Origin of the sequence: Geobacillus sp. E263 (genome assembly GCF_007197795.1) — a bacterium.
In the GTDB taxonomy this organism is placed as follows: domain Bacteria; phylum Bacillota; class Bacilli; order Bacillales; family Anoxybacillaceae; genus Parageobacillus_B; species Parageobacillus_B toebii.
The window spans coordinates 2,066,876-2,088,213 of sequence record NZ_CP041632.1; the positions used below are offsets into that span (position 1 = coordinate 2,066,876).

19 protein-coding genes are annotated in these 21,338 nt (G+C 39.1%); 8 read left to right on the forward strand and 11 right to left on the reverse strand.

All coding sequences use genetic code 11. From position 1 onward, the window contains the following. Positions 1-51 precede the first annotated feature (51 nt). From FNL97_RS10625 to FNL97_RS10655, 7 genes are all read right to left on the reverse strand, one after another. Complete coding sequence (locus FNL97_RS10625) at positions 52-1,104, reverse strand: galactitol-1-phosphate 5-dehydrogenase (protein ID WP_143415756.1); 1,053 nt, start codon at positions 1,102-1,104, stop codon at positions 52-54. Positions 1,105-1,130: 26 nt separating this feature from the next. Then, positions 1,131-1,325, reverse strand: a complete 195-nt coding sequence (locus FNL97_RS10630) for a hypothetical protein (RefSeq protein WP_143415757.1) — start codon at positions 1,323-1,325, stop codon at positions 1,131-1,133. 122 nt (positions 1,326-1,447) lie between these two features. After that, complete coding sequence (locus tag FNL97_RS10635; RefSeq protein ID WP_143415758.1) at positions 1,448-2,479, reverse strand: zinc-binding dehydrogenase; 1,032 nt, start codon at positions 2,477-2,479, stop codon at positions 1,448-1,450. Between the two features lie 65 nt (positions 2,480-2,544). Next, positions 2,545-3,807, reverse strand: coding sequence for a PTS galactitol transporter subunit IIC (locus FNL97_RS10640; protein ID WP_143415759.1), 1,263 nt, complete (start codon positions 3,805-3,807; stop codon positions 2,545-2,547). 82 nt (positions 3,808-3,889) lie between these two features. Further along, complete coding sequence (locus tag FNL97_RS10645) at positions 3,890-4,174, reverse strand: PTS sugar transporter subunit IIB (RefSeq protein ID WP_143415760.1); 285 nt, start codon at positions 4,172-4,174, stop codon at positions 3,890-3,892. Between the two features lie 14 nt (positions 4,175-4,188). After that, positions 4,189-4,656 carry a PTS sugar transporter subunit IIA gene (locus FNL97_RS10650; protein WP_143415761.1) on the reverse strand — a complete coding sequence of 156 codons (468 nt, stop codon included), beginning with the start codon at positions 4,654-4,656 and terminating at the stop codon, positions 4,189-4,191. Between the two features lie 32 nt (positions 4,657-4,688). Then, entirely contained in the window at positions 4,689-6,770 is a 2,082-nt protein-coding gene (locus FNL97_RS10655) for a BglG family transcription antiterminator (protein ID WP_502707725.1), read from the reverse strand. Between the two features lie 281 nt (positions 6,771-7,051). On the opposite strand from FNL97_RS10655, the gene FNL97_RS18900 reads away from it, so the two are divergent. Both FNL97_RS18900 and FNL97_RS10660 read left to right on the forward strand, forming a co-directional pair. Then, complete coding sequence (locus FNL97_RS18900) at positions 7,052-7,156, forward strand: IS3 family transposase (RefSeq protein ID WP_502707813.1); 105 nt, start codon at positions 7,052-7,054, stop codon at positions 7,154-7,156. Positions 7,157-7,474: 318 nt separating this feature from the next. Further along, positions 7,475-8,353, forward strand: coding sequence for an IS982-like element ISGsp1 family transposase (locus FNL97_RS10660; protein ID WP_004439648.1), 879 nt, complete (start codon positions 7,475-7,477; stop codon positions 8,351-8,353). Positions 8,354-8,882: 529 nt separating this feature from the next. Here FNL97_RS10660 and dhaM read toward each other — a convergent pair. The 3 genes from dhaM to dhaK are packed head-to-tail and all read right to left on the reverse strand — an operon-like array spanning position 8,883 to position 10,922. Next, positions 8,883-9,278: a dihydroxyacetone kinase phosphoryl donor subunit DhaM gene (gene dhaM / locus FNL97_RS10670; RefSeq protein ID WP_143415763.1), complete on the reverse strand. Its 396-nt coding sequence runs from the start codon at positions 9,276-9,278 to the stop codon at positions 8,883-8,885. 14 nt (positions 9,279-9,292) lie between these two features. Further along, a complete protein-coding gene (gene dhaL / locus FNL97_RS10675; protein WP_143415764.1) occupies positions 9,293-9,907 on the reverse strand; it encodes a dihydroxyacetone kinase subunit DhaL in 615 nt (204 codons plus the stop codon). A gap of 19 nt (positions 9,908-9,926) precedes the next feature. Further along, positions 9,927-10,922, reverse strand: a complete 996-nt coding sequence (gene dhaK, locus FNL97_RS10680; RefSeq protein ID WP_143415765.1) for a dihydroxyacetone kinase subunit DhaK — start codon at positions 10,920-10,922, stop codon at positions 9,927-9,929. Between the two features lie 649 nt (positions 10,923-11,571). On the opposite strand from dhaK, the gene FNL97_RS10685 reads away from it, so the two are divergent. From FNL97_RS10685 to FNL97_RS10710, 6 genes are all read left to right on the forward strand, one after another. Continuing rightward, a complete protein-coding gene (locus tag FNL97_RS10685) occupies positions 11,572-12,678 on the forward strand; it encodes a sensor histidine kinase (protein WP_143415766.1) in 1,107 nt (368 codons plus the stop codon). Further along, a complete protein-coding gene (locus FNL97_RS10690) occupies positions 12,671-13,306 on the forward strand; it encodes a response regulator transcription factor (RefSeq protein ID WP_143415767.1) in 636 nt (211 codons plus the stop codon). Before FNL97_RS10685 ends, FNL97_RS10690 begins: the two co-directional genes overlap by 8 nt. Positions 13,307-13,453: 147 nt before the next feature. Further along, entirely contained in the window at positions 13,454-14,389 is a 936-nt protein-coding gene (locus FNL97_RS10695) for an ABC transporter ATP-binding protein (protein ID WP_143415768.1), read from the forward strand. 13 nt (positions 14,390-14,402) lie between these two features. Next, positions 14,403-15,671, forward strand: a complete 1,269-nt coding sequence (locus tag FNL97_RS10700; protein WP_143415769.1) for an ABC transporter permease — start codon at positions 14,403-14,405, stop codon at positions 15,669-15,671. Beyond that, positions 15,668-16,780, forward strand: a complete 1,113-nt coding sequence (locus FNL97_RS10705) for an ABC transporter permease (RefSeq protein ID WP_143415770.1) — start codon at positions 15,668-15,670, stop codon at positions 16,778-16,780. The genes FNL97_RS10700 and FNL97_RS10705 overlap by 4 nt, the downstream gene beginning before the upstream one ends. A gap of 299 nt (positions 16,781-17,079) precedes the next feature. Then, positions 17,080-20,163, forward strand: a complete 3,084-nt coding sequence (locus FNL97_RS10710) for an efflux RND transporter permease subunit (protein WP_143415771.1) — start codon at positions 17,080-17,082, stop codon at positions 20,161-20,163. Positions 20,164-20,326: 163 nt separating this feature from the next. On the opposite strand, the gene FNL97_RS10715 is transcribed toward FNL97_RS10710, so the two are convergent. Further along, positions 20,327-21,319, reverse strand: a complete 993-nt coding sequence (locus FNL97_RS10715; protein WP_143415772.1) for an NADPH:quinone oxidoreductase family protein — start codon at positions 21,317-21,319, stop codon at positions 20,327-20,329. Positions 21,320-21,338 lie beyond the last annotated feature (19 nt).

A 21,338-nucleotide genomic window follows, 5' to 3' on the forward strand; every position in this document is an offset into this window, starting at 1 on the left:
AAAGTCGGTACCCAAAACTATAATATTGGGTACCGACTCATTCATTGTTCGTTATTGTATTTCTGGATAGAACAGTACTTTCCCAAAAAATTCGTTTTTATTTGTTATTCTTTCAAAAATCTCTGGTCCCTGTGAAAGAGGAACACGGTGAGTTATTAATGGCTTTACATTAATTAGTCCCTTGCTCATGCATTCGATTGTTGTGCTCCACTCTCTTCCAGGGAATGGAGCTGAAATAGCATTCCAAGATCCTAGTACAGTTAATTCATTTCTTACAATTTTTTCAAAATAAAATCGTTCGATGTTTACATCCGAGTATGGGATACCTAAAAACAAAACTCCTCCTCCTTTTTTGGCTAACGCAAACACTTGGGCAGATGTAATAGGAGAACCGGCTGATTCAATAACTAAATCAACCCCATTTCCATCAGTTAATTCCATTAACTGTTCATAAGCTGTTTTTTCAACTGCATGAATAACAACATCCGCACCGACTTCTTTTGCAATATCTAATTTCTTACTATCAATATCGATGGCATAAACCTTACTAGCACCGAAAATTTTTGCCCACTGAACAGCTAATAACCCAATACTACCGCAACCCACTACTGCAACATCTGCACCGGGCTGGATTCTAGTTCGGTAAAATCCATGTGCCACTACAGCTGAAGGTTCTATAAATGTCGCCGTATCAAAGTCAATTGTTTCAGGTATAGAAAGTACATTTTCTCCAGGAAGCTTTACATATTCTGCAAATGCTCCAGGATGTCTAGCCCCAATCACTGTTAATTTTTTACATTGCGATAACAATCCTTTTTTACAGCTTTCACACTTTCCACAATAAAGTGTGGGGCATGCTGCCACACGGTCCCCGATTTTAACATGATGAACGTCAGATCCGATTGCAACTACTTCACCGCTAAACTCATGCCCCCATATCATCCCTTCAATATATGGACCTAGCTTAGCATATCTTGATAAGTCAGAGCCACAAATGCCTGCCGCCTTTACTTTTATAATGACCTCATCATTTTTTTCAATAAACGGTTCCTCGGCTTCCTCGTATCGCAAATCTCTTTTTCCATATAACTTTAATGCCCTCATTCATTTTTACTTCCTTCCTACTCTGCTTATCTTTCATTAAGTTCCGCAGCCTCAACAGAAAGATTTGATTGGGTAGATGGCTTTCTTTGTTTTAAATAAAATTTAGAGGCTAATGCTGTACCGACAACAATGGTGTTAATTAACAACTGATGCTCAATATAAAAATCTCCAACCATTCTCCCATATGGTCCAAGCACAAAATCAAGAATCTTTTCAATCATAAATCTCGATCACCTTTTATTTTTAATTTAGCTTCCGAGCATCCATAGAAAGCGTTTTCTTGTTTTTGTATAGCTCTTTGGATTTTATAAGTTATGATTATCTAGGGAAACTGCTTCTTTATTTAATCAATAGGTGTTAACAGTACTTTGATGGCTTCTCCATTTTTAATTACTCTGTACGCTTCGTCCCATTGATCAATCGTAAATTGATGCGTAACAAGTGCTTTGGCATTTACTTTCTTTTCATTCATCAAAGCTAATGCTGGCTCCCAATCAGCAGGTTTTTGACTTCTAGATCCAATCATCGTAATTTCTTTTTGAATAATCTTTTCTGAATTAATAGGAATCTCAGATTTTGCAAAAATCCCTACCTGTATAAACTGCCCCTTCTTTTTCAATAAGTCTAGCCCCATATTCACCGCTGAAACAGCTCCTGCACATTCAAAAACAACATCAGCACCGTATCCATCTGTTAAACTTTTTACGACATGGTTTATATCTTCTTGTTGAATATTAACAGCATAATCAATCCCCAATTCTTTGGCTTTTTCTAGACGAAGTTTATCAGTAGACAAACCAGTAACAATAACGGTCGCTCCATAAGTTTTTACTACTTGAGCAACAAGTAAACCAATTGGGCCAGGTCCTAAAACAACAACAACATCTCCTTCCTTAATTGTTGCTTTAGTCACCGCATGATGCGCACAAGCAAGCGGCTCAGTCATAGCAGCAGATACATAATCTACCTGTTCAGGAAGCTTATGAACGCTTTCTTTTCTAGCAATTACATACTTAGCAAAGCTGCCATTTTGCTGCGTTCCTAACCCTTTTCTACTGCTACATAAATTGTAGTCACCTGTTTGACAATAAATGCATTCTCCACAAATATAGAAAGTTGTTTCTGACGTTACTCTGTCCCCTGGTTTAAATTCTGTTACGTTTTCACCGACCTCTACTATTTCCCCTGAAAATTCATGCCCCAAAATAACAGGTGCCTTTACTTTATAATGACCTTCGTATGTGTGAATGTCGGTACCACATATCCCACTATATTTCACTAATATTTTAACTTGATCTTTACCTACTTCTGGTTCTTCAACATCTACAATTTCTAGGTTACCAAAACCTAATTCTTTTTTGACTAACGCTTTCATTTTTTTGTCCTCCTTATACTCTATAATAAGGAAACAGAAGGAGCCTAAAAATCTATTCAGTTTCATTAGTTTATGAGAGCAAAGAGTTTATAAATTATATAGTTAATTAAGTTACCACCTTGGTCGATACTAGATATTTTGCTTGCACCTTCAGGCATATGGAATTTAGCATCAATAGCCATTTGTGTATGAAGTGTTGCAAGATCTGTTGCCATGTAAAGTGATAAAGCAATCATAACAGTACCGACAATCACGGAATGAACAATATTCCCTCGCGAAGCACCAACGATAAATGCGACAATAAAAGGAATCGTTGCTAAGTCACCGAAAGGAAGCACATTATTGCCCGGCAAGATTACAGCTAATGCCACTGTTATTGGAACAAGAATTAACGCTGTTGAAATGACTGCCGGATGACCAATCGCGACAGCGGCATCTAGCCCAATATAAATATTTTGAGCACCAAATTTCTTTTGAAGTAATTCACGTGCTGATTCTGAAATAGGCATGAGACCTTCCATTAAAATTTTCACCATTCTAGGCATAAGCACCATAACCGCTGCCATCGACATACCAATTTTAATCGTTTCGCCAACAGAATAACCGGCAAGTAAACCTAAAGCTAAACCAAGAATTAGCCCCATGAAAATCGGTTCTCCAAATATTCCGAATTTTTTTTGGATTGTTTCAGGATCTGCATTCAATTTCTTAACACCAGGAATTTTTTGCATTAATTTCACCATCGGAATCCCTAATACTGCATAAGAAACTGTGCTTCCAGTAGCGACAGAAATTCCCGGTAGCCCAAAGTAATTTTCCAACATTGGTGCTGTCCAATCGGCAATTTTTAAACATACAATTTGGAATAAAAGTGCAGCGATTAGCGCTTGGATTATGCTGTCTGTTAAAGCATATACAATAGCTCCCATAAATGTATAATGCCAAAAGTTCCAAATATCCACGTTCATCGTTTTAGTTGTTTTGGTAATAAGCATTAAGACATTTAATAATAGACCAAGTGGTATAATAAATGCTGCAATCGGAGAAGCCCATGAAATAGAAGCTGCCGCTGGCCAACCGACATCAATAACATTCAATTTAATTCCAAATCTTTCAACCATTCCTTGGGCAGCTGGACCCAAATTACTTACAAGTAAATCTACTACTAAGAAAATTCCAACGAATGCCACTCCTATCGTTAGACCTGCTCTAAAAGCTTTTCCAGGTTTTTGACCAAATAACAAACCAAGCAGGAAAATAACAACTGGCAAGATAACAGTTGCGCCCAAATCTAAAAACGCCTTCAATGCATCAACAAATTCCTTCATAATTTAAGCCCCCATTTTAATACCTTTGAATATTCACTTTTGGATTCCATGCAGAAATCATGGAATCCAAATTTGTTATCAATTACTTTTTCAAATGTTCCAAAATTTCTTTTTTCACTTCTTCTAATCCAATCCCCGTTAAAAACGCTCGTGCATTGATTACAGGGAATGGGTATTCATTTTGAACAATAGTTGTAGTAACCAACAGATCAGCTGTATCGACATACGAACCTACTTCAGTAATCTTAATTTGAACAATGTCACATTCAATATTGTTTTCTTTGCAAAGATCTTCTATCGCTTTATTCACAATTGTAGATGTCGCAATTCCTGTTCCACATGCTACTAATACTTGTTTTTTCTTCATGTTAATCTCTCCTTTTATAGTATTTGTAAATTATTAGCTAAGCGATTTTTTATATTTGTCCTGTTTTCTTCTGACATTAGAAACTGCAATTCCTCTTCATTTTGAAATATTCCCATTAGTTTTTGAAGAAGAACGAGATGAGAATCTTCCTTATTCATTGCAAGCATAAATACTATTTGAACAGGAGTTTCTGCGCTTCTTTCTCCCATAACCCCAAATTTCACCGGTTCCTTTAATATCGCCACACTTATGGCATTTTTATTTACATGCTCTGAATCTGTATGAGGAATAGCAACAGAAACTCCATTGGTAGGAAGACCAGTAGCAGAGTTTCTTTCTCTCTCAATAACAGCTTCAATAAAGCTTTCTTTTACTAATCCTTTTTCAAACAGATTTATGGCCATGATCTTTAATAATTCTTCTCTATTATTCACATTTACATCCTTCAAGATTAATGACTCATCAAAATATATTTCACACACTTATTTATCACCTCGATATTTCTAAACATACATTATTGATCGACTGCATATTTTTTGATGATTTCGTGTACCTCATAAACAGATCTTGCATTTATGATTTGTTGGCGGTCGTGATCATTTCTCACTAGTTTCATCAACTGCATTAGCGCCCGAAGATGGCGGTCTTTGTCCAATGCTGCGATAACAATCACTAGCTGAATTGAATAGTCAGTTGCAAAGGTTACACCCTTTCTTAACCGAAGTAAACTCATAGAAAGTTCATTAACTCCTTCATCTGGCGCTGCATGTGGAATAGCTGTATTCGGACCAATTACAATATATGGATCAGAATGACAGCGCTGAATCATAGATTCTATATATTGCTGTGTAATGCTGTTACTTTTTAGCAAAGGTCGTGAGGCAATCTTAATTGCTTCCTCCCAAGTATTAACAGAATGTCGCAAAGTAATCGTTGATGGTGTTATTAATTCACATAAATCCGGGTTTTTCGTACTAAATCCATAATGTAACTCTGGCGAACGGTCCTGACTAATGTACTCTAGTAACTGTTTTGATAAATTTTTTCTATCCTTAATCACACAATGTTTTTCGATAATTTCCAATATACCATCTACATTTAATTCATTTGGCACATATCCGTATAATTCGTGCATCACTTGTTTGCGTAGTCTTTTTTTCTCTTCGTATCCGAGAAAGGAGTTAACTAGAAAAAATTTTTTTGGTGTTTCCAAAAACACCGGTGCAAATACAATATCGTAGTCTATTGGATATTGTTGGAATTCTCTAATTGATAATGAGTCTAAAAATATAAACTCCGGAAACAATTCTCTTAGCGTGCTGAACATCAATCGAGAAATGGAAACACCTTTAGGGCAGACGACAACTGCTTTCATTCTTTTGCTTATATTTTCTCCTTGGCGTGTAAGCCATCCCCCAATTAACATCGTTAAATAAACCGTTTCGCTTTCTGGAATGTCACATCCAATTAAATCAACTAACGGTTGAATAGACTTTTTCACTAAATGATGAAGCTCTTTAAAATCATGGTTAACAATTTTAACAATTTCATACATATCATTAACTTCTGTTAAATTATACTTTATTCGGTAATACGCTGGCTTCATATGAAGAAGCAACTTTTGAAGCAACTGATCCCTATCTTTTAAAAAAATGCATGTATTTTTTTCAAAAAGTATCAGCATCTCATCCAACGCTTGCACCAAATCAGGAATGGTTTCCTCAGTTAATCCTTCTGACCAATGTACATTGGTTGTGAGTAAATGAAGTGTGATAAAGAGACGCTCCTCTTCTGGAACTTCTTTGAAATCACGGAGAATTTCTTCTGTTGCTAAATATTCTTTTGTATCTGAGATTTCCTTGTAATTTATATAAGGTGAGTCAATTTTCATCCCTTGACTAATCCTTCTTAGAATAAGAAGCAAAATATAAGGCATTACCTCGATTTTCTCATCAGTAAATTTTAAGTTTAACGATTTTTCCACCTTTTCAATTCTATTTCTAAATTCTGCTATTTCTTCATCAGATAACTGAGCAATTTGTCTTACTCTTTCGATTCCACGATCCATTTTCAAAATCTTGTATATTGTGGATATCAATAATTTTCGAATGTTGAACTCTTTTCCTTCTATTAGATAGCCGTATCTTCGTGAATAACGAAGCTCGAGATCAAAGTCGTTAACAAGCTTCTTTACTTGTTTTAAGTCATCTATTACAGTATTTTTGCTTACTCTTAATTCACTAGTAAAATGAACTAATGAAAGTTCTTCCGTTTTGCTTAATAACATAAGCAAAATTATGTTTACTCGTTGCATTTTGGATAATTCGTTTAAATTCTCATAATCAAACTCTTTGTCTAGATTAAGTTCTAAATTAAGTTTAGATTTTAAGGTTTTATCGATAAGAAAGTAGCCGCTTTTCGTTCTTTCAATTTCATTCATATTTTTGCTTCTTAGCCACATATTTATTTTTTCAAAACTATACCCAATCTGCCTGCGGCTTAACCGGTACTTCTTTTCTAATTCTTTGCTGCTAATATTCGGATTCCTAATCACCTCTCTTAAGAGATGGATGCTTCTTCCATCTAGTATCATCATATCCTCCTTTCTCTACGCTTATTGTAGCGCTGGTAAACAAATTTATGGATACGCTTTCATTCCTTTTTTTGAATTTTTGTAATACAAAATTGTGATTTGCTATTAAAAAAGAAATATTCTAATAATTATCTTGTTAATCACTAATATCCTGCAAAATAAGGCGTTTCTGACAGAGATAGTTAATCAATTTATACCAATAATTTCTTCTAAAAGAAGGAACACCTCGTCAAACATTGCAATTCGATAACCAAATTGAAAATTATGATCGTATCCCTCGTAATTTGTATCGGTTAATTCAAGAAATCTGTGTAAAGAATCATTATCGTTACGGTCATCGTAAGGTAAGAGAAGTTCTACGGCTTCAATATGGAACCAAAATCGATTGAAAAACCGTACAAAAAATCATGCAAAAACGGAATCTTCAATGCCGTATGAAAAAAACGTCAAAACTGGATCAATGGAGAAAGTAAAATCATCGTACCGATTCGTTTAAACCGTGATTTTACCGCTTCTCAGCCAAATGAAAAGTGGGTAACAGATATCATGCCGTTTGACACTTCGATACTTTAGTTGTCAACTATCATTATGAATTTATATAAAACCCGTGGTGCTAGATAAACTTGATCAAGCATAAAAATAGCCCTTGCTGGCGGATCTCCAGTAGAATGAAAGTGTCACCCAACATTCGAAAGGAGAGATCCCCCATGCAAGAGCACTTTCATTTTACTACAGATCCAGCCAAACTTCAAAAACAATATGCCGCTATTTTCTGTTTTGTTTCTGCCCAACTGTCGTTGATTCAAATGTATCTTCATCGCCGCAACCGTCACTTGGTCAAGCAAGAAGACGAAGTGGTCATGGCGGTTCACCTTTTGGGGAAGCTGCTGGGCTTTTCTTCCGAACGAGCCTGGCATCGTTTTGTCACGGGAAATTTGTTCACAAACGGCTCGTTTCTTGAACGCTCCCGATACAACCGCCGCTGCCGGGCGCTTGGTTTCGCCATCAAATGGATCCGTCATGAGCTGGCGAAACGTGGCCAACACCATGCTTATGCGGTCGTCGACAGCTTGCCTCTTCCGTTGTGCCATCCCGCAAGAATGCAGCGCGTCAAGCGGTTTCGAGGGATCGCGGATATGGGGTATTGTGCTTCCAAAAAGCAATGGTACTACGGTTTCAAGCTGCATCTTCAAGTGACCAATCAAGGGCTGGCCATGGGCTATGTCGTGACGGAAGCGTCCTGCCACGACGTCAAAGCCGCTGAAACGGTGATGACTCAAATCCCTCATCCCTACAACTTTGGGGACAAAGGGTACATCAGCCACGCTCTTCGAGAAAAGCTGTACGAAGAACACCAAGCCGCGTTCTGGACACCGTCTCGACACAATCAAAAGCACGGCCCATCCAAGGCATGGGAAGAATGGATCAGGAAAAAACGCAAAGTCATCGAGACGGTGTTTTCGATTCTCGTAGACCAATACCGGATCACCGACATTCGAGCGAATTCCATGGCCGGGTTTGAAGTGGCACTCGATGGCATCTTGTTGGCTTATTCCTTGGTCACACTAGGGCTGGTTGAGCGCTGACACTCAACTAGCACCACGGGTTATATAAAAATAATGAGATTATTGCCGCTTAAATCAGTGACCGACAAGATGTTTAGTTAGTGTTAAAGACACTAGAAATGGCCGTAAAAGAGCGACAACCGAAACACGTGCTACTCCATAGCGATCAAGGGGGCGGTGTATACGTCTTATGGCTTTTCAACATTTAGCCAAAGAAAAAGGCATTACCACAAGCATGTCCCGCAAAGGAAACTGCCATGATAATGCCGCAATAGAATCGTTTCATTCCTCATTACTATTCACAAGAAAAACAAAATCTCACTAACTCTAGTGTAAAACAAATGGTCCAGAATTGCATCCAATATTATAATCAAATTCGAATTCAGACCAAATGAAACTACCTGTCTCCTGTTGAGTTCAGAAAACAGGCAGCATAGGTGTTTTTTCTTTGTCTCAAATAAGTGAGGCAGTCCATTCGATTCCGGTGCTTTTCTATCAATATTTCCTCATGTTTTCGCTTTCCATTATTGCCATAGTTTGCTCATTCCGCCTATGAACGCGCCACTTTCACCATCTGTTTCGCCTGTTCGCACGCCCGGACGATTTCATCGAGCGATTTTCCCAATCCCGCTTCCACCGCGGCGATATACGCTCCTTCCACCAACGGAGCATCAGCAATGGCGATATGATCTGTTTTCTCGAGCATCTCGATCGCCAATTCCGCGTTCATCAAAGCGCTGCCAAGGTCAAACAGAATGACAACCCCTTTTTCCGAATAGACGGATTCAATCGCTTCTTTGATGCGGAAAGCGTTCGTCCCGATCTCCCCATCGTTTCCACCGGCAACTGCGATGTTGACATCAGGCTGGACTTGATTTAATAGTTTCTTTAAACCGCTTACAATTTCCTCGCTGTGCGAAATTAATACAAGGCTGACATATTTCATGAATGATCTCTCCTTTATCCCTCGAGCACTTCCGCTAAAGCGGCAAACAATAAATACGAAGAAGCAGAACCTGGATCGATGTGGCCAACCGATCGCTTTCCTAAATAAGCGGCACGCCCTTTTTTCGCCTCAAGTTCTTTTGTATGTTCCATTTTTTCTTTCGCGAGAAGTGCTGCTTCTTTCGCTTGCATGCTTCCTTTCTCCCGCAAAAATTCCATGACCGGCTCCCATACGTCCACCATCGTTTTCTCTCCAACGTTTGCTTTTCCGCGCGCTTTGATCCCGTCTAACGCCACTTCTAACGCTACGATCAGCTCATTATCATCCGCTTCCTTTTTTCCCGCAAGCGCAAGCGACATTTTCAAAAAAGCAGTGCCGTATAGCGGTCCTGAAGCTCCGCCTACTTTCGCGATTAGCGTCATGCTTACGTCTTTGAAAAGCGAACCGAGGTCTTCGTAATTGACAGAAGCAATTTTTTCGACTACTTCTTGAAATCCCCGCGCCATATTTAACCCATGGTCGCCATCGCCGATCGCTTGATCGAGCTCCGTTAAATATTGTTTTTGTTGTTGAATTTTATCGTTTGCGATGTTCATCCATCGTTTCGCCTGTTCCACGCCAAACGCCATGATGATTTCTCCTCTCCCTTTATTTTTTCAACGCAATTGTATCGGCAGGCGCATCTAACAATTCGATCAAGGAATCATCCAATTTTAATAGTGATATCGAACAGCCGGCCATTTCCAGCGAGGTCATATATTCTCCGACAAATGTTTCATGGACGTGAATTTGTTTTTCCTTCAACATTTCTGATATTTTTTTATTCACAATATATAGCTCCATTAACGGTGTCGCACCAAGTCCGTTAATCATCACTGCGACGCGATCGCCTTTTTCTAGTTTCATGTCATCGAAAATTTTGTTCAGCAACGTTTCCGCAATTTCGTCCGCTGTTTTGATCGTTGTTTTTTCAATTCCCGGTTCGCCGTGAATGCCGATGCCAACTTCGATTTCATTTTCTCCAAGTTCAAAGCCAGGTTTTCCCGCTGCCGGCACGGTGCACGGAGTAAGTGCCATTCCCATGGATCGGACGTTTTGCACCACCTTCTTCGCCGCCGCCTCGACTTCTTCAAGCGGTGCGCCGCGTTCTGATAGTGCCCCTGCGATTTTATGAACGAACACCGTTCCCGCGATGCCGCGCCGTCCTGTTGTAAACGTGCTATCTTCCACCGCTACGTCGTCATTTACAATGACTTTCGCAACACGAATTCCTTCTGCTTCGGCCAACTCCGCGGCCATTTCAAAATTCATCACGTCCCCCGTATAATTTTTGATAATAAGCAATACGCCTTTTCCGCTATCGACCGCTTTGATGGCCTCTAGCACTTGGTCAGGCGTCGGAGAGGTAAACACTTCCCCGCATACTGCCGCATCTAACATTCCTTTTCCGACATAGCCCGCATGCGCCGGCTCATGTCCGCTGCCGCCGCCGCTTACGACACCAACTTTTCCTTCTACTGGAGCGTCATTTCTTACAATGACGTTCGTACCTGGCAGTCGTCTCACCCGATTTGGATAAGCCGCAACCATTCCTTCTAACATATCATTGACGACTTGGTTCGGATCGTTAATTAGTTTTTTCATTACTCTCTCCCCCTCATAAGTCTGGGTATTATCAAAAGTTTATATAGAATGATAATTCTAGTTTTCTAAAATAAAAAAACTTGTCACCCCACCGATCTTTAATGGAGGTAACTCCAAAGGGATGACAAACTTGTTACCTCTATTAATAGCTTATTTCCTTATAAATATCAAGAATATTCCGATTCATCCACCTACTGGTTCATCACAAAAGATGTACTTGATTTTTACATTAAAATGGGATAGATGTCTCGAATAATGTTGGATATTTCTGTATCCATATCCTCGACGTTTAATCAGTTTGATTTTGTTTTCCCTCCATCATCCCATTCGAGTAAGAAAAAATGATGCAAGAAGGCAACGCGTCTCTTTGAGTGATGAGCGCCTTGGCATACTTTGTGCGGCGGTGCAGTCACTAAAAAGGTACCGATCAAACCATTGGTTCAAACGAGCTTCGGCTTGTTTTGTTTTTTATTTGGCTTTTGGATACGTAACGGAAATGTTCAGATACTTGATAGCCATCCGCAAATAAGAGTTTTCTTGGTTACATGTTTTTTGTTACGGTCAAGCATATTTTACCTAAAAATCCATTGACATCCTTTTTTTGCTCCAGTAAGTTAAAAATAAATTAAATATGCAGGATGGGGATGTTGTGAAACTATTTATCTTTCGCTCGCTTATGTTTGCGGTTTTATGGACAGGGTACTTATATGAACATAGCCAACATTCAAATCAACCTGCTCTTCTATGGTTGATTAGCTCACTTGCGATTTTAAGTTATTTTTTACTTTCTATTGTGAAAGAGCCGCTTGTCTTATATATAATCATTCATTTTTTGATTGTAGCAGCTGAATTTCGTTATCCGCTTCCTAAAAATATGTATAGTCTTTTGTTATTTTTATACATTTATTTAGAAGCGATTTTTCAACTATCGATAAAAAAATTCCGCTTATTGACCATCATTACGTTTCTGTGTTCAGCAGTGATCGTTATTGGCTTAAAAAGCGGAGAAATGGAATGGCTCATCGCTTTCATTCTTTTTTCTATCATCTCTGCTCTGTTAAATGAATATGTGTTGGAAAGAAAAGAGCAACGAGAGATTTATGAACAGCTATTAGGAGAATACCGGCGTTTAAAGCGTTTGCATTATGAAACAGAACGGTCTGCAAGACTCGAGGAACGAACAAGAATTGCCCGCGAAATTCACGATTCTGTAGGACATAAATTAACCGCCCTTCTTATGCAGCTAGAAATGTTGTCCATCAAAGAACCGAAACAAGAATATGAGCAATTAAAACGTTTAGTTCGCGATAGTTTAGAGGAAACAAGACAAGCCGTAAAAGCGTTAAAAACAGAAGAAAATGAAGGGATTGCCTCTGTGCTTCAATTGATTCGAAAATTAGAATCGGAAAGCCATATTATGGTTCACTTTACGACGAAACAAGGTGTACTATCTACGAAGATTTCCAATCAACTTAGTGTTGTGTTATATCGCGTCATTCAAGAAGCATTGACAAATGCAATGAGGCATGCCCATTCAAGAAAAGTATTTGTCGTGTTAGGAAAATCAGCAGTGGGCGATATTCATTTTTCTATTAAAAACCGTATTTTTGAGCCGAAACCTTTTCAAATGGGATTTGGTTTAACGAGCATGAAAGAACGTGTAGAGGAAGTCGGAGGAACTTTGCACATTTTTCAAACTAATGATGAATTTATTGTTCAAGGAACGATTCCAGTAAAGGGGGATCATCGTGTTTAACATTTTACTTGTAGAAGATCAAGCGCTTGTCAGACAAGGATTAAAAATGATGATTGAACAGGATCCTCAACTAAAAGTCGTCGCAGAAGCGGAAAACGGATTAGAAGCATTGCACGAAATGGAACAACATATTATCGATATCGTTATTATGGACATCCGCATGCCTGTGATGAACGGCTTGGAAGCGACAAGGAAAATGAAAAAGCGATGGCCGGATGTCAAAATTTTAATTTTAACCACTTTCAATGATGATGAATATGCCGTGCAGGCATTGAAAGATGGGGCCAACGGATTTTTATTGAAAACGGCTGAACAACAAAAACTGATTCAAGCGATATATAGCTGTATGAAAGGTGGATTGACCATTCATGAAGATGTCGCGGCAAAAATGATGCCAAAGCTATTACAAAAATCGAAACAACCCCATGTTGACATCCCTTTATCCCCTCGTGAACTCATGATTGCAAAATTAGTAGGAGAAGGAAAAACAAACAAAGAAATTGCGGCAGAGCTTCATTTATCCGTTGGAACGGTAAAAAATCATATTACACAAATCCTCCAAAAACTCCAGCTACGCGATCGCACCCAGCTTGCCATTTATGCCATTAAACATGATATTACCTCGTAAATATCGACCGAAACATACGGTCATTTTTTTATGCGAACGAAAAATGACTAAAGTCATGTTTTTTATTTTAAGTAATGACTCGCGATAGAGTGATTTTTCAAAGCAATAGCGTAACATGAAAATCAGAAAAGAAGGAGGAGAGAGTAAATGATATTAGAAGCGGTAGAATTAACGAAACAGTTTAAACAAACAAAAGCGGTGAATGGCGTTAATTTATTTTTAGAAAAAGGAGAAATTGTAGGATTACTAGGTCCAAACGGAGCTGGGAAATCCACAACGATTTCCATGATCTCTACTTTAATTCCACCCACAAGCGGAGATGTCCGCTTTAACAACGAGAGCGTCCTTAAAAACCCAACAAAATTAAGAAAGGTATTAGGAGTGGTTCCGCAAGAAATTGCTTTATACAATGATTTGTCAGCAAAAGAAAATTTATATTTTTTCGGAAGAATGTATCGTTTATCCGGAGCGAGCTTACGAAAGAAAGTCGATGAAATATTGGAACAAATCGGTTTAACTGAACGGCAAAACGATTTAGTGAAACATTTTTCTGGCGGAATGAAAAGAAGATTAAATATCGGAGTCGCTCTTTTACATGAACCGGAATTTATTATTATGGACGAACCAACTGTCGGTATTGACCCTCAGTCAAGAAATTATATTTTGGAAACGGTCAAACGATTAAATCAAGAGAAACAAATGACCGTTTTATATACGAGCCATTACATGGAAGAAGTCGAATTCTTATGTGACCGAATTTACATTATGGATAAAGGCAGCATTATCGCATCTGGTACGAAAGAAGAAATCAAAAATATTTTATCATCGGAAAATACCGTTCAAATAAAAGTAGAAAGGGTTCACGAGCCATTTATTGACGCGTTGCGCGCGGAACCAATCATTAACCATGTAACCGTCCAAGATCGATTGATTACCATTTTGACTCCTAAAGAAGTAAATGTATTCAATATGTTATTTAAGTTAGCAGAAAAGACTGACACCGTTTTAACTTCGGTGGAAATCCAAACCCCTACATTGGAAGATGTGTTCTTGCATCTAACCGGCCGAGCACTACGGGATTAATGGAGGAATCGCGATGATTGGACAATTTATAAAGAAGCAGCTCCTATTGTTTATTCGAAACCGGCATGAATTGCTTGTTCTTCTTGGAATGCCGTTTCTTTTAATTACGATATTAGGCTTAGCGCTCGGAAACATTATGAAGAATGACTCTCCTACCATTCGTGCAAAAGTCGCTCTCATTGAGAGAGGAAACGAACAAGCAGATTTACAAAAATTTGTTCATGATTTAGAAAATCTAGGCATACCACCCGAACAGAAGCAAATGATGACGAACGCAGCAAAACAAATGCTTCCCGTTACTGCATTAAAAAACGATGTATTAGGTTCTAAAGAATTAAAACCATATATCACGCTAGTGACAGTAAAGCCATCTGAACTCGAAAAAATTAGGAAAGATAAAAGCTACACAGCGATTATCGAAATTCCTCGACAATTTACGTATTCGGTTCTACAAAGCGTCTTTCTAGGAAAAAAGCAACAACCAACGCTTTCCTTCTACACAAATGAGCAAAAAGAAATCTCAGCGAAAATAGTAGAAGATATAGTCAAAACATTTCAAGAGCGCTACTCCACTTTTTCTGCTCTTGGAAAATCAGGCTTACTAAACAGTTCATTTAGCATGCCCACCGTCCATGTCCAAGGTAAAGTTGAAACGGTCACAAAAAGAGAACCCATTAATGCCGTTACTTATTATATGGTGGGAATGAGTGTCATGTTTGTCTTATATATCGCATCAAATATCGGTTCTTATGCTTTTCACGAAAAACAACTTCATGTGTTTAATCGAATATTGCTTGCCAATGTATCGAAATGGTCTTACATGATAGGGATTTTTATCTCCTCTGTACTTCTTGCGTTTTTACAGCTAAGTTTGCTGTATGGGGTCACTTCGATCATTTATCACATTAGATGGCCTCATGTTACTGCCTTTTTTGCAGTCACTCTTGCCCTATGTTTTGCCGTTGGAGGATTATCCGTTTTGTTAACATCCTTAAATTACCGATTAAATTCAGAACATATGTCGAACTTTTTTGCAAGCATTGTTGTTACCATTTTTTCGCTTCTCGGAGGAAGTTTTTTTCCTTCTAACCAACTATCAGGCTGGATTCATACACTTGGAAATCTTACCCCTAACGGTTCAGGCATGACGGCATATTTAAAAATACTTCAGGGGTATGGTTTGGCGGAAGTTACGGGTTCGATTTTGTATTTATGCTTATTTAGCATGGCGATGGTAATAGCAGCCATATTTATATTCCCAAAAAAGGGGGAATTATCATGAGTAGCATTTTAATAGCGAAACTTCGCCTTTTTCTTCGAAAACCATGGATTTTTCTTGCCATGACCGCCATTTGCGTTTTAATGGCTTTTATCATAGGCACAGCAAATCAAAGCAAAGTAAAAGTTCCTGTCTACAGCCATCTTCCTAAAAAGGAAACAAACGAAATACTTCGTTTTCTCCAACATTCTGATTTGTTTGACTTTGAACTGACGGATCAAAACGAAGTTCGCAAGCTTGTGAGTGAAGGAAAAGTCGAAGCGGGAGTAGAGTTAGAAAAAAATGATTTTCGTTTAATCATTTCATCAGAGACGGCAAATGTAAACTTTATTCGTCAATATATTCAAAAAGTATACGTAGATCATATACAAACGAAAGCCATCAGCGAACATGTCTCTACACATTCGAACACGCATGCGGAAGAAGTCAAAAAGATACTAATCGAAGCAAAGGAACAGCCCCTTTTTACTTTTGAAAAGAAAAGTTTTCACGGCGAACAACCGATTATGATTGATAATCAATTACAGTCAATATTTGGATTTTCCTTGTTTTTTGTCATTTACACGGTTTCTTTTAACGTTCTCCAAATCCTCGTCGAAAAAAGGGAACGAATATGGGACCGCATGATTCTTTCGCCGTTAAAAAAATGGGAAATATATACAAGTAATTTATTATATAGTTTTGTAGTCGGCTATATTCAAGTGGCGCTTATATTCGCTATCTTTCACTTTGGAATCGGTGTCGATTTTCACGGAAAATTCGCAGAAATGCTTTTGTTATTAATTCCTTATGTTTTCGCGCTTGTTGCGCTATCCATTTTTATAACAGGACTTGTGAACAACGAGCAACAGTTTAGAGCGATTATTTCGATTGTATCAGTTAGCATGGCGATGATCGGCGGAGCGTACTGGCCTTTGGAAATCGTCTCCTCTAAAATTTTATTGGCTCTCTCTAAATTCGTCCCTGTTACTTACGGCATGGAACTTTTAAAAGGAGCAGCGGTTTATGGAAATTCCATCGGCGATTTATTATATCCAATCAGCATTTTATTTTTTATGGGAGTCGTATTGATGGGGCTTGGCATTAATTTGGTAGAAAGAAGAAATGCGTAATTTACGCTTGAAAATTTAATAAAAACGAAAGAAGAGTGGTACAATGGCCGATTAAGTCCCGGAAATTGTGTAAAAAGAAAACAGCAAAAAGCGATTTTATTTTCCGGTGACCCAAGTTCACTAAACTGGGATGCGACAAAACCAAATGCTTTTATTTATTTGGCTTATGTCGGAGCGGTGTTACTTGCGATCGGTTTAGTTGCACTGGGGGTTGGACTGTTAAAAAAGAAAAAATGATGCCTTTTTTCCATGCTTATTACTGTAAGTGAGGATCACTTTTCAGGGGGAGCGTGTATCAGATGCAATGGATAAAGAAAGGGATACAACAACCGGTTGTTACACTCCTTTTGTTTATCGCTTTGAGTCTTGCCGGGGTCTTTTCTTATTTTGAAATGGATAAGCAGGAAGATCCTGAGTTTTTGGTGAATGGCATAGCCATTGTGACTACTTATCCTGGAGCGGGAAGCGAAAAGGTAGAGCAATTGGTTACAAATGTGTTGGAGAAGAAAATCAAGACGGTTTCCGAAGTACAAAACATTGAGTCTTTTTCGCTTCCGAATGTATCCACCTTGTTTGTGACTTTTAAAGAAGGAAATAATTTGGAAAAAGCGCAGCAAAAAGTAAAGGAACAGGTGGACCAAGCGAAAAGGCTTTTACCTGAAGATGCAACGGAACCGGAAATCAAGACGGATCTATCTGAGATGGCTTTTATGATTGTACACCTTTCTCAAGATGGTCAAATAAATCAGGAGGAATTGAAAGAGAAAGCGAATGATCTGCAGAAACGCTTTGATCGAGTAACAGGGGTCAAGCGTACAGAAATATTGGGATTAGCGGATAAGCGGGTCGAAATCAATGTCGATATTCCTAAACTGAAAAGCTTGGGACTTTCTTGGATGCAAGTAATGCAGGCTTTACAAAAAAATTATGTTCAAATTCCAGAAGGCACTTTAAAAGGAAATGAAAAAAAGAATGTCCTGACCGTCGGAGGGCTTGGTAACCCGGATCAGATCGCAAATCTCCCAATATTTCAAAATCCCAAGTCAGGCAAGCAATTGTATGTCAAGGACTTTGCCAAAGTTGAATGGGGATATGAAAAGGAAAACACGAAAATTTTAACAGGTGAAAAGCAAAGCGTAGCGTTAATTGCCTATGTGGACTATCATGTAGATGCCAGAAAAGTAGGAGAAGAATTAAGAAAGGTTTATCAATCCTGGCAGAAAGAATTACCGAAAAAATATACGGGGAAGGTTGTTTTTGATCAAAGTGAAAGTGTAAATAAAAAGTTTAATGAGCTGTATCGTGAATTAAGTGTCGGTATACTGGTTGTAGTAGCGATCTGTCTGTTAGGATTAGCCGTCCGTTCCGCGTTCATTACCAGTCTTAGCGTGCCGATTACCGTGTGTATTTCATTATTTTTCTTAAATTTATGGGGAGTGAGTTTACATCAAATCTCCATTGCTTCGATTATCTTGGTTTTAGGTATTTTAGTGGACGATTCGATTGTCTCTAATGAGAATATTGAGAGACATTTAACCGAAAACGGGAATAACATAGGGAATATTATTAAAGCTGTATATGAAGTAACGCCTTCAATTATTGTGGCAACATTGACTATTGTTGTCGGATTTGCTCCCCTTTATTTCTTAGAAGGGGATACGGGTCGTTTTATCCATTCGATCCCGCAAGTAATCATTGTGACTTTGCTCGTTTCACTACTTGTCTCACTGTTCTTTATTCCAGCATTGCGGGCAAGATTCGGATTAAAGGGACAAACAAAAGAGAGTAAGTGGTTACTGAGAGGATGGTCTGTTCTACAGTCTAAATATGAGCAGTTAGCGACGAAAACATTAAAAAGAGCTCCATTATGGATTGCTATCTTTTTTGGGGTAAGTACAGCCTTATTGGCTTTGCTGCCATTATTACAAGTACAGTTTTTCCCTAAAGCGGATGGACGATCCCAGTTAGTGGTCGATATTCGTTTACCACAAGGGTCCGGTCTCGAACAGACAGAGAGCATAGTGAAAAAAGTAAGAGAAATAGTCAAGCGTGATAAAGCGATCGATTTTGATATCACCTACTTGGGACAATTGATGCCGAGAATTTACTATAATGAGAAGCCTATGGATCGTGGGGAATCTGTAGCACAGATGATGCTACATCTCAATGAGACAGGGGTTAAGGAAACGGAAAAGGTCGTTGATCGACTGAATGAGCAGTTAAAAGGAAAATTTCCAAAAGATACGCATGTGTTAGTACGACAGTTTGAGCAAGGACCACCCATTGAAGCACCTATCCAAATTCGGATTAAAGGAGAAAATTTGGTACAACTACAAAAAATTTCGGAAGATGTCAAAAGAGAGTTGGATGGGATCCCCCATATTACCCAGACCCAGTCATCGCTTGGAAGAAAAACTTCCGAAGTATCTGTCACTCCTGATAAGGAAAAGAGCCTGAAATATGGAATCCTTCCACAAGATATCGCTTTAAACCATCGATTTGCACTAGAGGGGATCGAAGTTGGTAAAGTATTTGTCGAAAATGAATCTTTTCCCGTTTTACTGAAGGCAAATCAATCACCCAGAAATATGAAAGAATTGGGAGACTTTTGGGTTTCCACCGTCTTACCTAACGGTCAAAGTCAATATGCGCCTCTCAATCAGATTGCTAAAATATCAACTGTTCAAACTGTCCCACAGATTACTCATTATAACGGAGAGCGATCGGCCATGGTGACAGCTTATGTGGATCATAACCAAATGGTTCCACAAATGACTGAAAAAGCGAAGGAGCGTCTGAAAGCCCTGGAGAAAAAATGGCCGAGTGGATATCAATGGACAATGGAAGGACAAGAGGAACAGCGTACACAAGCATTTGAATCGATGTACAAGTTCTATGTGCTATCCATACTATTGATTTTTGTATTGGTGTTTATCCAATTCCGTTCATTCTGGAAGCAAATTGTGATTATGACAGCGATTTATATGGCGATGAGTGGAGCCATTTTATCCCTCTATCTTACCAATCAACCATTAGGATTTATGGCATTACTAGGCATGATTGGATTGGGAGGCGTTGTCGTTCGAAATGGAATTATGCTCGTGGAATTCGCTGATAGTGCATTGGATCAAGGGCAAAAGTTGAAAGATGCTTTGATTCAGGCTGGAAGGTTGCGTTTGCGTCCGATTTTATTGACATCCTTATCCGCAGTGGGTGGGTTAACGCCCCTAGCCATAATAGGAGGCAATTTATTTCGCCCCTTAGCTATTACGATTATAGGAGGGTTACTGTATAGTACTGCTTTAACTCTATTTGTAGTGCCAGCTCTTTATTATGTGATAGCACAGAAAAAGGAAAAAAGAAAAATGTCTAAAAGTGAGTAGATGGTATTTCCCCCATTCCAACAGGTTGATCCCGCGTTTAACATGTCCACTGAGAAGTCTCTCACCTCTAAACAGAGTGTAGGTGGGAGAGGTTCATTCCAATAAAAAACCCCCATGTCCGAATCCTCGGAATGGGGGTATATGTATTCGATGGTTAACCATTTTATGATAGCTTTACCACCGTTCTGCCACGTAATTTACCTTTTAAAATATTTGCTAGTGCCTCAGGAAGCTGTTCGAGAGTAACTTCCTGCGCAATCGATTCTAATAGTTTATCAGGTTTTAAATCGCTGGCCATTCGTTCCCAAATTTGCTTTCTTAACTCCATTGGGCAATAGACCGAATCAATGCCTAATAAACTTACGCCGCGAAGAATAAATGGGAAAACGGTTGTTGGAACGTCCGTGCCGCCTGTCAACCCGCTGACTGCCACGGCGCCATTATATTGGATGCGGCTTAAAACAGTCGCAAGTGTTCTCCCGCCGACAGGGTCCACTGCCGCTGCCCATTGTTGTTTATCTAACGGGCGGATCTTCTCGACACATACATCTTCTCGGGAAAGAATTTCTTTCGCGCCAAGCTCGCGCAAATATTCATGCTCTGTTTCTTTGCCTGTGCTTGCGACCACTTCATAGCCCCGTTTTGCCAGCATCGAAACCGCCAAACTGCCGACACCGCCGGTTGCCCCAGTGACAAGCACTTTCCCTTTTTCCGGGGACAGGCCGTTTTCCTCCAAGCGGTGAATCGATAGTGCCGCCGTAAAGCCAGCTGTTCCTAAAGCCATTGCCTCTTTTAATGTCAATCCTTTTGGAAGCGGGACGAGCCAATCTCCAGGAATACGGGCGTATTCACTGTACCCTCCGTAATGCGTCACACCAATTTCATAGCCAGTTGCGATGACTTCGTCTCCTTCTTTAAAACGCGGATCATCCGAAGAAACAACAATACCAGCTAAATCAATCCCCGGGATAAACGGATATGTTTTTACAATTTTGCCATCAGGAATGGACGCCAATCCGTCTTTATAATTGACGCTGGAATATTGGACCTTTATGAGGACATCCCCTTTTGGAAGGTCATCCATGGAAACAGTTTGTACATTGACGGTAAAATCTGTTTCGGTTTTATTTACTACTAACGCTTTGAATTCGCTCACAAGACATCCCCCTCAAAAT